The organism is Geminicoccus sp. (assembly GCF_036263595.1).
In the GTDB taxonomy this organism is placed as follows: Bacteria; Pseudomonadota; Alphaproteobacteria; order Geminicoccales; family Geminicoccaceae; genus Geminicoccus.
Map to the genome: position 1 here is coordinate 23,259 of NZ_DATAGQ010000047.1, position 15,837 is coordinate 39,095.

Sequence of the window (15,837 nt, forward strand, 5' to 3'; positions counted from 1 at the left end):
CCAGCCCACTTAAGCAGATGATGAGGGGCAACAAGCAGCGGAGCTTTGCGAGGCCATGGCGCAGGCTGACTTCGACAACCCGGTCGTTGCCGAGATCGAGCAGCAAGATGTCAGCTCGCAGGTGCATGTCGCGGGTCATCCGATCCATGCGATGACGGTGTCCTTCCCGATCGCCCTGGTCATCTCGACCCTTGGCGCGGACATGTTGTTCTGGTGGTCGGGCGACCCGTTCTGGGCGCGCGCGGCGCTCTGGTCGAGCTTCTTCGCCTTTGCGATGGGCGTGCTGGCGGCCTTGTCCGGCACCGCGGAGCTTCTGCTGGTGAAGGGTATCCGGACCCGCTCGGCGAGCTGGAGCCATGCCGTGGCCGCGATGACGTTGATTGCGATCGCTGGGGCCAACTGGATCTTCCGGGTGGGCGACCACGAGGCGGCGGTCCTGCCCGTGGGCCTGTTCCTGTCGCTCCTGGGGAGCGTGTTCGTGGGCGTGACCGGCTGGCACGGCGGCAAGCTCGTGTTCGATCATGGGATCGGGATGCGGATATCGAACAACGACTGAAGACCGCCCGGGCGCGTCAGCCAGGGCGGCAGCTCGTCCATCGCAAGCGAGGGCTTGGCCAGCACCAGCCAAAGGATCGTGCCGATCGCGGTCAGGGTGCCGCCGAGCGTCAGCATCGCCTTCCAGCGCGGCAGGTGGATACGACGCTGGAATAGTCGGACCATGAGGTAGCCCGAGTACATGTGCAGCAGGACCATCCCACCAACCGCTCCGAGCTTTGCCGCCATCCAAGGGTCATAGACCTGGTTGGCGAAGATCAGCGCCGTACCGGTGCCGACTGCAACGAAGGCGGCGGGACAGATGACGATCACGTAGGCGAAGCGGGCAAAGCGGTGCAGGCGGAACAGATGCTCGCCGTTCGACAGGCCGGTACGCTGCAGGAAGATGCCCGGCAGGGAGATCAGGCCAGCCGCCCAGATCGAGAGCGCCACGATATGGACGAACTTCAGCCAGGTGATCATTGCTGGCTGCCGTCTACCTGCACCGTCCGATCCAGCGAGCGCCCGATGAGCACCAGGGCGGCAACAAGGTAGGGGGCGACCGAGGGGATCCACATGATCAGCCCGGCCAGCTGCTGGTCTTCCAGTGCGGACATCGACCATGGGCCGGTCGTGAGCAAGTGCGGCGGGTAGAGCGGCACGGGAGCAAAGGTAATGAGCGCACCGAGCAGGCCCATCTGCACGATGGTGCCGAGCAGGGCAATGAGAACGCTGACCGGCGCGGAGCGTGGCGAGAAGACGCCTTGCCAGAATGCCCAGGCGCTCCCCAGCAGGGTCAGCTGCATCGCCCAGAACAGCCCGTCGCTGGTGAGCGCTGCGGTGTAGGGAGCCGGCGCGTGCCAGAACCAGAGGACGAGGGCTTGAAGCAGCGCTGCCGCTCCCACCGGCAGGAAGGGCTTTCGGCATGGTAGGCTCAAGGTCAGCAGCGGCGTAGCGATGCCGATCATGACGAGGTGGTGCGCGACCCGCGCGGAAAACAGCGCGGACGTGAGTGCGCACAACGGACTAAGGAAAATCAGGGCGAGGATGAGCCAGCCGCCGGCGAACAGCCGGGTGTCCTTTGCGTGCACGTGCTGGCCGTACAGCCCTACATAGGCGACCAGGATCAGGCCCAAGGCGGCAACAAGCCAAGGATCCAGATTCCAGCTTGTCCAGAGATCCATAGGAACCGGAGCTGGCCCGCAATAGGGCTGAACGGCGGACGACAAGTTGCTGCTCCGTCGGCTTGGGTCCCGCGAATGATCAGTTGATCACGTCGAGGGTGACAACTGGTTCAAGATTCGCTCGCCGGCAACCGTTCATCGATGCCTCGGGTCGAAACATTGAGCGGGCCATTCCGAGGGTCCATCGGCATCCTCTCAAGGTGGCGTAGCGAGGCCTTGGCTCATTGATGGGGGGAGCAACCTTCCGCATGGCGCCCCAGCGACAGCGTGCAGCACCGGGTTCATCGTGATTGCGGTTGCCGGGCGGCTTCGGACGAATGTCGCGACATCTGGATGAAGGAAGCTGCGAGGAGCACACGAAAGGGAGGTCCTGACCGATCCAGGCCGGCAGCCACGGCAGGCATGCAGCGAGAATGTTGCACGCCCGCCTGAAGATCGGCCCGGAGGCCACTTCCGCGGCTCGCGGAGCCCGGTGCACGAACCGGGGTCAGGGTTCTGCCACGCAGCCTCGGCGGCCCGCTTTGGAGAACTGGTCTGGCGGCTATTGTTGAGCCGGCTGCTGTTGCTCGTTCACGGCCTGTGTCCAGTACTGATCAATCTGTTGATTGCCCTGGCCTTGTGTTCCTCCTGCGGGAATCTCGGGCGCCTTGTTCATGACTTCCTCGGAGACCGGAAGGACCATGGTTTCTAGGCCAGGGGTAGCGTGGAGATGCTCCCATGGCACGGGTACCTGACGACCACCGAGACCGAGCAAGCCACCTTGGGACACCACGACATAGCGGATCTGGCCGCTCTTCGGGTCCATGACGACATCTTCAACACTGCCGAGACTGGCGTCCTGCCCGTTGCGTACGTCGGAACCGATCACATCGTCGGCACGCACGGTAGAAGCAATCTCCGTGATCGGCCGTGCCAGGACAAGCTGCTCCTGGCGCCAGCCGCTGACCTGTTGTGGGTCGACGCCCAGCTCCTTAAGCTTCGCCGAGTATTCCTGGTAAACTTCTTCCGTTGCGGCCAGTACGCTTTGGCAGGTCTGCTGGTCGCCACGTTGCGCCAGGACGTTGGCCGCCCGGAACAGCGTCTGGATCGCGAGCTGGGGACGCTCCTGCCAGCCAGTGCTCCCCCAGGGACCTACAGCTGATGCAGGTGGAGGTGCGGTCGGGTCTATGTTGGTGCCGGCCATACCACCGCTCGCGCCAGCCGTGCCTGTGCCGTCCGCACCCGACGCTCCGACGCCAGCAGCCATCCCATCCGTGGCGGGCGCCCCATCCATCGGCATGGCACCGGCCGTCCCGCTGCGCCAGCCGGACAGCCAGTACCCGTCGTCCTGCATCCGCTGGCCGAGAGCCTGCAGGCCCTGGCGGCATTGCGCCGCCTGCTCGGAACGGTCAGCAGGCTGGGGCAGTGTTCCGGTATCCTGTGCAGATGCAGGATTGATAGAAATCGCAGTCAGCAGAGCGACAGCGGAGACGCTTTGGAAGTACATGTTCATGATCCGTCCTTCTCTTGAACGTGAGGGCCGGGTTGATACGCACTTGCGATACCTTGATTGAACCTGACCAACCTTACCGGGTTCCAACATTTTCTTAACGAACAGCAGATTGTACCGAACAACATTGCAGAACTTGATGCTTCCCTTCATGAAATGGTTAGCCGGACTGAGTTGGCGTCCTTGGCCTCTGTCACAGGAAGGCGATGTCCCCCAAGGGTCACGATGCCGGAGCCGCGGTCTGACGGCCGGCAAGCGGCAACTGCATCATGGAAGGGACGGGTTGAACCGTATGCTTGTTGGAGGAGCGCTCACCTGAAGGCCCTCGTGGCTACGCTGACCGACCTGGGCCTGCGGGCCAGTGGGCTCCAGTACCCACAGCCACCTCGCAAGATGCGACAGAAAGGGCTTCAGCAGCCTCGACGCCAGCATTGCTGACGAGCGTGCTTGCCTGATCATAGCCCGTGGCGGCACGGGGCGGTCTCGACCAGAAGCAGATTACGATGACGCGACACGAAGGCCAGGGGACGAGCGGGCCTCTGACGGAAGCGACCGCCAGATCCTTCATGTTCGTTCCTCCCGCTGCCAGCACCCCGATCGAGCCAGCAGGCCCAGCAACATCGTCCGACAGCCTCGCGTGGCCCAATCCGTCTTGCTCAACGTGGGCAATCTCGTCGATCTCGCCTAGACTCGCCGGCAGGCACTCCAACGACGCGCCACGGCAGCATCGAGCAGGTGGAAGCAATCATGGCACTCGTGAAGACCTCGGCACTGGCGGGCAGGGAGCGTACGCGCGCGAAGGTGGAAGCCGAGACGAGCGGGCCTCTGCCTGCAGCACCCGAGCGGCGGGCCTCGCCGCGTGCGGCCGGCTCGCTCGAGGCCGCGGTCGAGCGTATTGGTGCCGCCACGGAAGAACTCGCGGCTGGCGTTGCCGAGGCGTCGACGGCGGCCGAAGAGCTTGGCCGTGCGATGGAGCAGATCGCGGGAGCGGCCGAAGAGGCAGCAGGCGCGTCGCACGAGTCTCTAGCTGCCATCACAGGTCTCGCCAGCTCCTTCATGCAGGCGCGCGACCGGGCAGATCAGGCACGCACCAGCACCCTGGCTCTGCAGACGCAACTGACGGAAACGGCCGCCCAGATCGAGGGCACAGCCGCGGCAGTGGAGGCGAACGCCCATCGTCAGCTTCGCTCGGTCGACGTCATCAGCAAGCTGGAGCAGCAGGCGGGGGATATCGGCGACGTCACAAAGGCCGTCGGCGATATCTCCGACCAGACCAGCCTGCTCGCGTTGAACGCGGCCATCGAGGCTGCCCGCGCCGGCGATCATGGGCGGGGCTTTGCAGTGGTTGCCGACGAAGTGCGCAGGCTGGCCGATGTCTCGGAAAAGCGGTCGCGGGAGGTGCAAGGTCTCGCCGAACGCATCTCCGAGGACGTGCGCGCCGTCGCCGAACGCATCCGCGGCACCGCGGCCGTTGCAGCGGAGGAGGCCGCAGGCGCACGGATGGTGTCTGCCCAGCTCGACGCCACCCGCGAGCGTCTGGCGGCCCTGGTCGAAAGCAGTCAGGCAATCCTGGCTGCGGCGCTCGAGGCCGATGCTGCCGTGCGCGAGGCGCAGAAAGGAGCCGAGAGCGTCGCAGGCGCGGCCGAGGAGCAGTCTGCTGCCACGGCACAAGCGCAGCGGTCCGTGCAGCAGCAGAGCACGGCGCTCGATCAGGGCCGGCAAGCAGCGGAGGCACTGGCCAGGTTGGCGGAGCGTCTTCAATCGGATGATCGCGCCGCGAACTCGGCTCAGCAACTTGGAGCGGCGGCGGAGGAGCTGTCGGCGACGGTGCAGGAGCTTTCCGGCGCCGCCGGCGAGATCCTGACAGCGGTCGATCAGATCAGCCGGGGTGCCCAGGTTCAGGCGGCGGCAACCCAGCAGTCCAGTTCGGCAATGGCGCAGATCCAAAAGGCGGCGGCCGCCACGAGCGACGCTGCGGAACGAGCGCTGGACGGCGTCCAGGACGTGCAGGCCAGGCTGCGCGATAGTCGCCAGTCGGTCGTGAAGCTGACGCAAGGCGCGGCCGATGCCTTGGCCGAGACGAGCGCTGTCCTGGGCCTGATCGAAGCGCTGGAAGACACCGGCCGGCGGATCGAGAAAATCGTCGACAGCATTGCCATCATCGCCGTCCAGACCACCATGCTGGCTGTGAGCGGGTCGGTGGAGGCCGCGCGTGCCGGCGCGTCGGGACAAGGCTTCGCCGTGGTCTCCGCCGACATCCGCAACCTCGCGCGGGATTCGGCCGACAACGCCGATCGTGCCAAGGATCTGGTCCGTCTCGTTCAAGCCCAGGTTGGGGCGGTTCGCCGGGACCTGGAGCAGATCGCTGCCTACTCCGAAGCCGAGATCCAGAAGAGCAGGCTGATCAGCGAGCGCCTGGGCCTGCTGGAGGCTACCGCCGAGAACCTGCGCGGAGGCAATGCAGAGATCGCTGCCTTCGTCGGGTCCATCATCGAGAGCACACGAGAGATCCTCTCTGGCGTTCAGCAGATCGCGGCAGCCGCGGAGGAAACAGGCGGCGCTGCCGCCCAGGCCGCTGCTGCCGCGCGTCAGCAAGCCAGCGGCGCGGAGAACCTGGCTGCGGCGATCGAGGAGATCGCTTTGCTCGCCGATGAACTCCAGACGGAGACTTGACTTGGCGGAGCCGCTGTCTGCGGACGAGCATCAGGCGCTGACCTTCCGCATCGGAACGGCGCGCTTCGCCGCGCGGGCTGGTGACGTCGCCGAAGTTTTCAGGCGGCCGAAGATCACGCGCGTTCCACATGCGCCAGCAAGCCTCATCGGCGTGGCGAGCCTCCGCGGTGCGGTGGTGCCTGTCATTTCCCTGGCCAAGCTGCTGGGACAGGAGGAAGCGCCCGCAACGGCCGCGTCCCGGCTTCTTATGCTGGAGCTGGAGGAGCCGTTGGGCTTGGCCGTGGACGAGGTCGGCTCGCTGACCCGGCTGCCGGCATTCTCTCAAGAAGCGGTGGAGGTGCACCAGGGTTTTGGCCAGCTCTATATGCAGGGCGATGATACCCTGCGGGCGGTCGACCTGAGCAGTCTGCTCCGGCGGGAGTTTGCGGCGCTGGGGCAGCGTGGTCGAAGGGCCAAAATGGAGGCGGCGGCCGTCGATGCTCCAAAGCGCGCGGCCGAGGAAGTGGTCTTCCTGACCTTCGAGCTCGGCGGCCAGTCCTACGCGCTGCCGATCGAGGAGGTTCAAGAGGTCCTGGTCCTTCCGCCGCATGTCGCGGCCATGCCGCGAACCGACGAGGCGATCATGGGCTTGGTGTCCTTGCGCCAGACCCTGCTGCCTGTGGTCTCGCTGCGCATCCTGCTGGGCTTCGCGCGCGCAACGCTAGACCGGGACGCCCGCGTGGTCGTCGTGAGGATTGGGGATGCGAGGGTCGGCCTCGTGGTTGATCGCCTGCAGGCGATTCTGCGGACTTCGCCGGAATCGATCGGGCCTGTGCCGGCGGTGCTGAACCGAGGGCAAGGGGAGGCGCAGATCCGGTCCATCTGCCGGCTGCAGGACAAGACTGGTCTCGTGTCGATCCTGTCGGCCGAGCGCTTGTTCCGCGATGACACGGTGGCCCATGTTGTCGCCGATGGACGTCAGATGGGACTGGAGACGACCATGAGCTCCAATGATGGAGCACGCGAGCAGGTCGTGGTGTTTCGGCTCGGCCAGGAAGAATACGGGCTGCCGGTGGCTGCCGTGGACGAGGTGCTGCGTCTGCCGGCGACGCTGACCCGGGTTCCTCGGGCTCCGGGCTTCATCGAGGGCGTGATGAACCATCGCGGCAAGGTGCTGCCGATCATCGAGCAACGGCGCCGTTTCGGTGTGACAGGGAAGGGCGACGCGAGCCGCCGGCGGGTGATCGTGACCACGATCGGCGATCGCCAGGCGGGGTTCATCGTCGATGGCGTGTCGGAGATCCTGAACCTTCCGGCCGATCAGCTACGGCCGACGCCGGACCTGGCGGCCGATGGCGGGCGCCTGTTCGACCGCATCGCCAACCTCGACGTCGATGGACGCATCATCCTGCTGGTCGATCCGCAAGAACTCCTGAACCGTGCGGAGCGCGATCTGCTGGCGGCGCTCAATGACGCTGGCGTCGCCGAATCGTGACACGTCTGCTCATCGTCGATGATTCTGCCCTGATGCGCCGGCTGTTGGGCGACCTGTTCGCCGCCGCTGGCGGATTCGAGATTGCCTATGCCCGCAATGGCGTCGAAGCCCTCGGCGAGCTGAACGTCTTCAAGCCCGACGTCATCACCCTGGACGTCCACATGCCGGAGATGGACGGGCTCAGTTGTCTCGACCGGATCATGGTCGAGCGTCCATGCCCGGTCGTCATGGTCTCCGCCATGACCGAGGCGGGTGCGGAGGTGACGCTGGAGGCCATCGGCCTCGGTGCCGTGGACTTCATCCCCAAGCCCGGGGGTGCCATCTCGCTGAAGATGGACGTGCTCGGACCTCAGCTGATCGAGAAGGTCCGTGCGGCCGCGCAGGCACGTCTTCCAAAGGCGCATCGTCTGGCCGAGCGCTTGCGGCTGCGCAGAGGCGAGCTCGGCATGAGGTCAGCGCCGGGGCGCCCAGCTCGCTTGGCGCCGGCGGGTGCACCACCGCCAGCCGAACCACCGCCGCTGGCCGGGCCGTTCGAGGGTGCGGTGGTGGTAGGAACTTCCACCGGCGGACCACCGGCCTTGGATGCCCTGCTGGCACCGCTGCCAGCCAATTTTCCGCGGCCGATCCTCGTGGCGCAGCACATGCCGGCGAGCTTCACCGGTCCCTTGGCCCGACGCCTGGACAGGCTCTGTGCCCTGACCGTGCTCGAGGTGTCCCGTCCGATCCCGCTGGCACCCGGCCACGTCTATATCGGCAGGGGCGAGGCCGACCTGATTGTCGGCCTGCGGCCAGCGGGGCTCACGGCGGTTCCCGCACCCGCCAAACCCGAGCATCGCTGGCACCCAAGCGCCGACCGTTTGGTGACGAGCGCGATCGAGCAGATCGGGGCGCAGCGCCTGATCGGCATCCTGATGACGGGCATGGGCAACGATGGCGCGGCCGGCATGACCGAGCTTCGTCGGGCCGGAGGGCGCACCATCGCTGAAGCCGAAGAAACGGCAGTGGTCTGGGGCATGCCTGGCGAGTTGGTGCGGGCGGGCGGCGCCGAGTTCATAGTTCCGCTCCAGGAGATCGCCGCCCGCCTGCTGGACCTGGTGCCGGTCCGATGAGTGGACCCGCCGTGCCAGAGGAGCCGGATTTCCTCAGCCCCGCGGACCTGCAGCGGCTCTGCGATTTCGTCTATAGCGAGACCGGCATGCTGTTCGGCGAAGCCAAGCGCTACTACATCAACCGCCGTCTCGTGGAACGCATGGCAGAGACCGGGGCCTCCTCGTTCTCCGCCTATTTCTCCTATCTGCGCGGCAGTCGCGCCGAGACCGAGCAGTTGATCAACCGGTTCACGGTCAATGAAACCTACTTCTACCGTGAAGAGCATCAGCTTCGCTGCCTGAGCCGCAGCCTGCTTCCCGAGATCGTCAAAAGCCGCGGACCGGGCGACAAGATCCGGATCTGGTCGGTACCCTGCTCGACGGGCGAGGAAGCGTATTCGATTGCGATCTGGCTGCTCGAGAACTGGCAAATGGTCGATGCCTACAACGTCGAGATCGTGGGGTCTGACATCGACACCCGCGTCCTGAGCGAAGCGCGCGCCGGCCAGTACGGCGAGCGGGCCTTGTCGCGCCTCCCCAAGAACGTGGTCGATGCCTACTTCGAACAAAGGCAGGAACGGCGGCAGCTCATCGACGATCTGCGGGAATCGGTGACTTTCACCAGCGTCAACCTGATCGATGCGGTCTCGATGGCCAGCAATGGAAGCTTCGACATCATTTTCTGCCGCAACGTCCTGATCTATTTCGACGACGTCTCGCGCCGGCTCGCTGCCAGGAACCTGTTCAGCCAGCTCAACCCCGGCGGCTTCGTCTGCCTGGGCCATTCCGAATCGATGATGCGGATCACCGACCGGTTCAACATGCGGCGCTTCGACGACGCGATCGTCTACCAACGACCGGTCGATCCCGCTGATGGATGAGCTTCTCGAGCAGTTCCTGATCGAAGGGCCCGAACTGGTGCAGCAGGCCGGCGAGGCATTGCTGGCTCTCGAACGGCGGCCGGACGATTCGTTCCTGATCGATAGCGCGTTCCGTGCAGTCCACACCCTCAAGGGTTCGGCGGGCCTGTTCGACTACCCGCCCATGGGGCTGCTCTTGCACGCGGCCGAAGATCTGCTGGGTGCCTTCCGCGCAGGGCGGCGGGCGGTGGATCGCGATGCGGTCGACGATCTGGTCAGCGCGATGGGCCAAACTGACCGCTGGCTGGCGGCGATTGCCAGCGCTGGCACTCTTCCGGACGACGCCGGGAGCGCGGCCGAACGTCTGGTGGCGATGCTGCGGGGCCGCCTGGATCATCGCGCGACGCAGGTGACCTCTGCCGTCAACGCGGCCTCCGGCGACGAAGCCTGGATCCAGAAGCTGCTCGCCATGCGGCCTGACGATGCGCCGTTGGGTGGCCAGCCGATGGTGGCGGTGCGCTATGTCCCCGATCCGGCCTGCTACTTCAATGGGGACGACCCGGTTGAGATCGCCGGACGCGCTCCCAGCCTGATTGCCTTGCACGTAGGCTTGCGCGCCGATCGTCCGGCACTGGCGAACTATGATCCATTTACCTGCTATCTCGTCATCGAGCTGCTTTCAGGGGCACCGCTGGACGAGGTCAAGGCCGCCTTCCGGTTCGTCCCCGATCAGACGCAGATCCTTCAGCTCACGATGGCGGCCGAGCGCACCGATGAAGGCCAAGCGAAGCAAGCCGGTCCTGCGGGCGCGAGCCGGACCCTGCGGGTGGAAGTCAGCCGGATCGATGTCCTCGTAGGCATCGTGGGGGAACTCGTCGTCGTGAAGAACTGCCTGGCCGAGCTGGTGGCACAGGTCGCCGCCCGGCCTGAATCGCGGGCCACAGCCGAGGCATTGGCCAGCCGCCATGTCGCCATCGACAGACTGGTCGGCATGCTGCACCGAGCCGTGGTGGGCGTGCGGCTGGTGCCTGTCACGCCATTGCTGCGGCGCCTTCCACGTCTGGTGCGGGAAATGGCGGTGCATCTGGGCAAGGATGTCGACCTCACGGTGGAAGGCGACGAGGTCGAGATCGACAAGTCTGTCCTGGACGGGCTCTTCGAGCCACTCACCCACCTGCTTCGCAACGCCGTGGATCACGGTGTGGAGCCGGCCGAGCAGCGCCGTCTTGTGGGCAAGCCCCTGCGCGCCTCGCTCAGGCTGGCTGTCCGACAGTCAGGCGATCACGTCGTGATTGCGGTGGAGGATGACGGCCGCGGCATCGATCCGGCGATGATCCGGCAGGTCGCTGCCGACAGGTCGGTCATGACCAGCGAAGCGCTCGGAGCGCTTCGCGACGACGAGGTGCTCGACCTCATCTTCATGCCGGGCTTCTCGACCGCTCACGAGGTGACGGAGCTGTCCGGACGCGGTGTTGGCATGGATGCGGTTCGGACCATGATCGGGAGGCTGGGCGGAAAGGTCTCGCTAACGAGCAAGCCTGGCCTCGGCACAACCGTCCGGCTGACCCTGCCGCTGAACTTGGTCCTGACGAAGGTTCTGATGGTCTCCTGCGCCGGTGAGACCTACGGTGTGCCCATGGATATGGTCGTGGAGACGGTAAGGGTCGCCGCGGATCAACTCCTGTCCGTGCGGGCGGGCCGGGTGTTCGTCCTACGGGATCAGGTTGTCCCGCTGCTGCATCTGGATGATCTCCTGCACATCCCGCGTGCAAGGACGGACGGGAAGGACCAGAATGCCTTGGTCATACGCGCTGGCCGAGATCTGATAGGAATCAGCGTCGATGCTTTCGGCGGCCACATGGATGTCTTGCTGCGGCCGATGACAGGCCTGCTGTCGTCCATGCCAGGGGTGCTGGGAACCACCATCCTCGGCAATGGTCAGGTGATGATGGTGCTGGATCTTGCGGACCTGGTCGGATGACTGTGCGGCTCGTGAACGACGTGATCCATCTGGAGGGAGCCTGCCAGGTCGAAGAGGCGGAGGCGTTGCTTGTCCTGGTACAGGCAGGAGCGCAGCGGTCGGTCGATCTCACCGAGTGCCGTCAGCTGCACGGTGCCGTCCTGCAGGTCCTGCTGGCGTTTCGCCCTCCGATCCGCGGCCAGTGCAAGGATCCCTTCATCCGCGACCGGATCCTTCCGTCCTTGCTGGCGTCTTGAGCGACAACCGATGGCGTAGCAGAAAGCGACGAGCTTGTGCGAGGCAAGCAGGATTGCCACGCTCCGATCGCCGCATCGGAGTTGGGGGAAACATGGAAACCAAGGTTCTGATCGTCGATGACAGCAAGCTTGCACGCATCGTGGTGGGCAAGGCGGTAGCCGCCTTGCAGCCGGACTGGATCCGCGTCGAGGCCGCCAATGCCGATCAGGCGCTTGCCCTGCTGGAGAACGGAGGTATCGACGTCGCGATCCTAGACTTCAACATGCCCGGCCGAAACGGTCTGGAACTGGCCGAGCATGTCCGGCAGCGCTTTCCCGAGATGCCGATGGCACTGGCTACGGCCAATATCCAGGACGAGGTGATCGCGCGCGCACGAGCGGCGAACATCGCCTTCGTGAGCAAGCCGGTCACCGAAGAAGGCTTCCGTGGCTTCCTGTCCGGTGCGGCCCTCAAGCTCCGTTCGGCGCGCAGATGACCGAGACGGTCATCACGTTGGAAGAGCTTGAGCGCGATGCACTCACCGAGCTGGTGAACATCGGCGTGAGCCGGGCTGCCGCCAGCCTTCGGAAGATGGTCGGCGAGCAGGTTTTTCTTTCCGTGCCCTCGCTCGAAGTCGTCGGGCGCAAGCTGGCGGCGGCACTCATCCGTGAACGGGAAAGTGATCAACTGATTGCGGTGCGGCAGGAATTCGAGGGCGCCTTCTCCGGTCGGGCACTTCTCATCTTCCCAGAAGCCAATAGCCTTGAACTCGTACGTGCCGTCACCGGTGGGGAACTTTCGAGCGACGAAGTCCGGGAGATGGAGGAGGAAGCCCTTCTGGAAACCGGCAACATCGTGCTCAACGGCTGTCTGGCGACTATTGCAAACATCCTTCGGAAGCCTCTCACCGTGTCCTTGCCTCGGCTGGTACGGGGCGATGGCAAACATCTCTTCGATGCATCGGCACTGTCCGCAGACAGTGGGGTCGTATTGTTCCTTTATATCAACTTTGCGATTAGTGAACGCGACATTCGGGGCTACATCGCCATGATCATGGATCTGCCATCTTTGGAGGCCTTGAAGGTACTGGTCGGGGAGTTCATCGAGCGCATCGTCGGCCCGGAAAGTGCTACTCGTGCGAACTGAACCAGAACGTCGTTCGCAAATGCGGGAGGATTGGTGACGGAGAGGGGTACCAGACCCGACGCCGATGATCCTTTTGCGGTAGCGCTGCGGGAGGTCCGTTCGACCGATGGGCCGCTCTTGGACTGCCTTACCCGGTCCGGCCACGCGATCATGATCACCGATCATCGAGCACCGGATAATCCCTTGATCTTCGTCAATGCCGCGTTCGAGCAGGTCACCGGCTACCGCCGCGAGGAAGTGCTGGGGCGCAGCTGGCGTTTTCTGCAGTCATCCGAGGCCGACCCCGGCGCCGTCGCCTCGATCGAGGCGGCCCTGACGGAGGGCCGCTCGATCACGAACGACCTCCAAAGCGTGAGGAAGAATGGTGAGGTCTTCTGGAACAGGCTGCACGTCATGCCGCTCATCAGCGAGGCGGGCGCTACAGCCTTTCATTTGACCATGCACGCCGACCTGACGGCCGAGCAGGACAAGAAAGACGCCGAGCCTCGATTTCGCGGAGTCCATGAACAGCCGGACGCGGCGACCGAGCGTGCCCGTCGCGCGAAGGCCGTGGCCCGGGCGGCGGGTGCCTGGGAATGGGACGTTCCAGGTGAGAGGCTCTATGCCGATGCCCGCTTTGCCGAACTCTATGGAATTTCTGCGAGCGCCGCTGCAAGCGGGCTGCCGACGCAGGCCTTCTTCGATCCGGTCCATCCGGCCGACCGGATGCGTCTCCGGATCGCTGTGGCTGGCATCATGCACGGTGCAGATATCTTCTCGAAGGACTACCGCATCATCAACCCGGATGGTTCCGTCCGGTGGGTCTCCGCGAGAGGGAAGACCGGGCGCGACCACGACCAGAAGCTTGTTCGGTTCGAAGGTATCCTCACCGACATCACGGAGCAGAAGCGGGTCGAGGAGCAACTGCGCATCATCCAGACCGCCGGTGGAGTGGGAACGTTCGAGTACGTGAGCGGGTTCGGGACTGTCGTGGTCTCCGAACAGTTCTGCCGGTTGCTGGGCCTGCACACGAGCGAAGCTCTACCAGTGCGGACCATCAACTCCGTAGTCCACCCGGATGATCCACCCCTCATAGGCGGCCCGGACGACAATCGGGTCGGGGAGTCTTCCTACCAGGAATTCCGTGTTGTTCAGCCGGAAACGGGAGAGATCCGCTGGCTTGGACGGCGAGGTGAGCGTCGCGACGACGGCCACATCCTGGGGGTGAGATTCATCGGTGTCATTTATGACGTGACGGCGGCGAAGGAGGCCGAGGAGAAGCTGCGCCAGTTTGCCGAGACGCTGGAGTCTCGGGTCCGGGAACGGACGAAAGAGCGAGACCGTGTGTGGAACAATTCGCGCGACCTGTTGGCAGTCTTGGGCGAAGACGGAGTCTTCCGGTCCGTCAGTCCTTCATGGACAGCGGTTCTTGGTCATCGGCCGGGCGACCTGATCGGACGGCACGTTCTCGATCTCGTTCATCCCGATGACGCTGGAATGACCCGTGCCGCTCTGGAAACTGTCGTTCAGGGCCGTGGGCTGACAAACTTCGAGACCCGATACCTGCACAAGGACGGAAGCTCACGTTGGACGTCCTGGCACACCTCGCATGAGGATGGGCTCGTCTTTGCCTATGGGCGTGACGTCACCGAGGTGAAGGCGCGGACGGAGGACCTCCGACGAGCGGAGGAGCAGTTGGGCCAAGCACAGAAGATGGAGGCGATGGGCCAGCTGACGGGCGGCATCGCTCACGACTTCAATAATCTTCTTCAGGTAGTGTACGGCAACCTGAACCTCATTCGCCGTAAGCCAGAGAATCCCGACCGGGTGCGCCGGTGGGCCGAGAACGGGCTGCAGGCGGCTGAACGTGGTGCCAAGCTGACCGCGCAGCTTCTTGCCTTTTCCCGCGCCCAGAAACTGGAACTTCGGCCGGTAGCCGTGGGCGCGCTCCTTCGCGGCCTGGAGGACATGCTCAAGCGCACGCTCGGTCACATGGTACGCGTGAACCTGGATCTCATGGATGACGGGGTCGGGGTTTTCGCTGATCCGACGCAGCTTGAGATGGCGGTGTTGAATCTCGCGATCAACGCACGTGACGCCATGCCGGAGGGCGGCAGTCTCACGATCGAAACGCGGCTCTGCTCGATCGCCCATGATGCCGAGCTGGCGCCCGGGGACTATCTCGAGCTGCGAATCATCGACAACGGGGTCGGGATGTCGCCTGAGGTACTGGCGCGCGCATTCGACCCCTTCTTTACGACCAAAGGCGTGGGCAAGGGCACCGGACTGGGCTTGAGCCAAGTTTATGGCATGGTGCGCCAAGCCGGTGGCTCCACGCGGATCACGAGCACAGTTGGCCATGGAACGACCGTCTCTCTTGTTCTGTGCTTGGCTGAACTTACCACAGCCACCCCCATACAAGGTGACCATGCCGGCGCTGACCGTGCAGCAGCCGGTTCCGCGACGGTGCTGGTCGTCGACGATGATCAAGACGTCCGATGCTTCCTCACCAGTTCGTTGACCGCGCTGGGCTACCGCGTCGTCGAGGCGGCGGATGGAAGTGCTGCATTGACGGCACTGGATGACTTCGTTCCGGACCTCTTGTTGGTGGACTTCGCCATGCCTGGCATGAACGGTGCTCAGGTCGCAACCGCTGCACGGGACAAACGGCCAGATTTGCCGATCATATTTGCGAGCGGCTACGCTGACACTGCCGAAATTGACGGTGTCGGCGTAGGCACCACCGTGCTGCGCAAGCCATTCAAGATTGAAGAGCTGGAAGCTGCCGTTGCTACTGCGCTGGCGCGTACGTAGTGGCTGCATGCTGCTGGCGATTCCAACGCACTTAAGCGTTAACGCTGACCCAGCGCTTGCAATCCTGAGGCCGGTCTGCGGACGGCATTGATGATGAGCTTGTGCGCCTCGTAAGGGTCTGGCCATGCGAAGACGTGCTGGCGAGGTTCATCTCACAGTGCCATCGAGCGTCAGCTGACGCTCGATTCGATCCCTGCAGGAGCCGGCGGAGATTCGGCTGGTGCTTGCTCGCATGCCGGCGGTGCATGATCCGGTCGGTGATCTCCCGGCCTACAGTTCTTTGAGACACCGCATTGCAGGTAGAGGACTGCAAGGAGGTGGAGGATGGACGAGGACGTTGGGGCGGACGTGGGTCCGGTGGAGCGCGCCCGCTACGCTGGCCGATCCGGGTCCATGCCC

13 protein-coding genes are annotated in these 15,837 nt (G+C 64.7%); 10 read left to right on the forward strand and 3 right to left on the reverse strand.

Annotation, left to right across the window (positions count from 1 at the left end; genetic code table 11):
- The first annotated feature begins 55 nt into the window (after positions 1 to 55).
- A complete protein-coding gene (locus VHL31_RS03900) occupies positions 56 to 556 on the forward strand; it encodes a DUF2231 domain-containing protein (RefSeq protein ID WP_329659896.1) in 501 nt (166 codons plus the stop codon).
- Here the strand turns inward: VHL31_RS03900 and VHL31_RS03905 are convergent.
- The 3 genes from VHL31_RS03905 to VHL31_RS03915 all read right to left on the reverse strand — a co-directional run bounded on the left by VHL31_RS03905 (position 520) and on the right by VHL31_RS03915 (position 3,360).
- Positions 520 to 1,017 carry a CopD family protein gene (locus tag VHL31_RS03905; protein WP_329659897.1) on the reverse strand — a complete coding sequence of 166 codons (498 nt, stop codon included), beginning with the start codon at positions 1,015 to 1,017 and terminating at the stop codon, positions 520 to 522. The two genes, VHL31_RS03900 and VHL31_RS03905, sit on opposite strands and share 37 nt — an antisense overlap.
- A complete protein-coding gene (locus tag VHL31_RS03910) occupies positions 1,014 to 1,670 on the reverse strand; it encodes a cytochrome c oxidase assembly protein (protein WP_329659898.1) in 657 nt (218 codons plus the stop codon). Before VHL31_RS03910 ends, VHL31_RS03905 begins: the two co-directional genes overlap by 4 nt.
- A 589-nt stretch (positions 1,671 to 2,259) precedes the next feature.
- Positions 2,260 to 3,360, reverse strand: coding sequence for a PRC-barrel domain-containing protein (locus VHL31_RS03915; protein WP_329659899.1), 1,101 nt, complete (start codon positions 3,358 to 3,360; stop codon positions 2,260 to 2,262).
- A 594-nt stretch (positions 3,361 to 3,954) separates the two neighbouring features.
- Here VHL31_RS03915 and VHL31_RS03920 point away from each other — a divergent pair.
- From VHL31_RS03920 to VHL31_RS03960, 9 genes are all read left to right on the forward strand, one after another.
- Positions 3,955 to 5,880, forward strand: a complete 1,926-nt coding sequence (locus tag VHL31_RS03920) for a methyl-accepting chemotaxis protein (RefSeq protein ID WP_329659900.1) — start codon at positions 3,955 to 3,957, stop codon at positions 5,878 to 5,880.
- A 1-nt stretch (position 5,881) separates the two neighbouring features.
- Complete coding sequence (locus tag VHL31_RS03925; protein ID WP_329659901.1) at positions 5,882 to 7,354, forward strand: chemotaxis protein CheW; 1,473 nt, start codon at positions 5,882 to 5,884, stop codon at positions 7,352 to 7,354.
- Complete coding sequence (cheB, locus tag VHL31_RS03930) at positions 7,351 to 8,463, forward strand: chemotaxis-specific protein-glutamate methyltransferase CheB (RefSeq protein WP_329659902.1); 1,113 nt, start codon at positions 7,351 to 7,353, stop codon at positions 8,461 to 8,463. Before VHL31_RS03925 ends, cheB begins: the two co-directional genes overlap by 4 nt.
- Positions 8,460 to 9,323, forward strand: coding sequence for a CheR family methyltransferase (locus VHL31_RS03935; RefSeq protein WP_329659903.1), 864 nt, complete (start codon positions 8,460 to 8,462; stop codon positions 9,321 to 9,323). Before cheB ends, VHL31_RS03935 begins: the two co-directional genes overlap by 4 nt.
- Positions 9,316 to 11,283 (forward strand): chemotaxis protein CheA, encoded by a 1,968-nt coding sequence (locus VHL31_RS03940; protein WP_329659904.1) that lies wholly within the window; start codon positions 9,316 to 9,318, stop codon positions 11,281 to 11,283. Before VHL31_RS03935 ends, VHL31_RS03940 begins: the two co-directional genes overlap by 8 nt.
- Positions 11,280 to 11,519, forward strand: coding sequence for a hypothetical protein (locus tag VHL31_RS03945; protein WP_329659905.1), 240 nt, complete (start codon positions 11,280 to 11,282; stop codon positions 11,517 to 11,519). The genes VHL31_RS03940 and VHL31_RS03945 overlap by 4 nt, the downstream gene beginning before the upstream one ends.
- A 92-nt stretch (positions 11,520 to 11,611) precedes the next feature.
- Positions 11,612 to 11,995 carry a response regulator transcription factor gene (locus tag VHL31_RS03950; protein ID WP_329659906.1) on the forward strand — a complete coding sequence of 128 codons (384 nt, stop codon included), beginning with the start codon at positions 11,612 to 11,614 and terminating at the stop codon, positions 11,993 to 11,995.
- The gene (locus VHL31_RS03955) at positions 11,992 to 12,645 is read left to right on the forward strand and encodes a chemotaxis protein CheX (RefSeq protein WP_329659907.1); all 654 of its coding nucleotides are present in this window, start codon (positions 11,992 to 11,994) and stop codon (positions 12,643 to 12,645) included. The genes VHL31_RS03950 and VHL31_RS03955 overlap by 4 nt, the downstream gene beginning before the upstream one ends.
- A gap of 150 nt (positions 12,646 to 12,795) precedes the next feature.
- Entirely contained in the window at positions 12,796 to 15,438 is a 2,643-nt protein-coding gene (locus VHL31_RS03960) for a PAS domain S-box protein (RefSeq protein WP_329659908.1), read from the forward strand.
- Positions 15,439 to 15,837 lie beyond the last annotated feature (399 nt).

What these genes read in the sequence shown, in the direction of transcription:
- VHL31_RS03900 (WP_329659896.1), top strand. Translation starts at nt 56, where the DNA reads ATGGCGCAGGCTGACTTCGACAACCCGGTCGTTGCCGAGATCGAGCAG.
- VHL31_RS03905 (WP_329659897.1), bottom strand. Translation starts at nt 1,017, where the DNA reads ATGATCACCTGGCTGAAGTTCGTCCATATCGTGGCGCTCTCGATCTGG.
- VHL31_RS03915 (WP_329659899.1), bottom strand. Translation starts at nt 3,360, where the DNA reads ATGAAGGGAAGCATCAAGTTCTGCAATGTTGTTCGGTACAATCTGCTG.
- VHL31_RS03920 (WP_329659900.1), top strand. Translation starts at nt 3,955, where the DNA reads ATGGCACTCGTGAAGACCTCGGCACTGGCGGGCAGGGAGCGTACGCGC.
- VHL31_RS03935 (WP_329659903.1), top strand. Translation starts at nt 8,460, where the DNA reads ATGAGTGGACCCGCCGTGCCAGAGGAGCCGGATTTCCTCAGCCCCGCG.
- VHL31_RS03940 (WP_329659904.1), top strand. Translation starts at nt 9,316, where the DNA reads ATGGATGAGCTTCTCGAGCAGTTCCTGATCGAAGGGCCCGAACTGGTG.
- VHL31_RS03945 (WP_329659905.1), top strand. Translation starts at nt 11,280, where the DNA reads ATGACTGTGCGGCTCGTGAACGACGTGATCCATCTGGAGGGAGCCTGC.
- VHL31_RS03950 (WP_329659906.1), top strand. Translation starts at nt 11,612, where the DNA reads ATGGAAACCAAGGTTCTGATCGTCGATGACAGCAAGCTTGCACGCATC.
- VHL31_RS03955 (WP_329659907.1), top strand. Translation starts at nt 11,992, where the DNA reads ATGACCGAGACGGTCATCACGTTGGAAGAGCTTGAGCGCGATGCACTC.
- VHL31_RS03960 (WP_329659908.1), top strand. Translation starts at nt 12,796, where the DNA reads ATGATCACCGATCATCGAGCACCGGATAATCCCTTGATCTTCGTCAAT.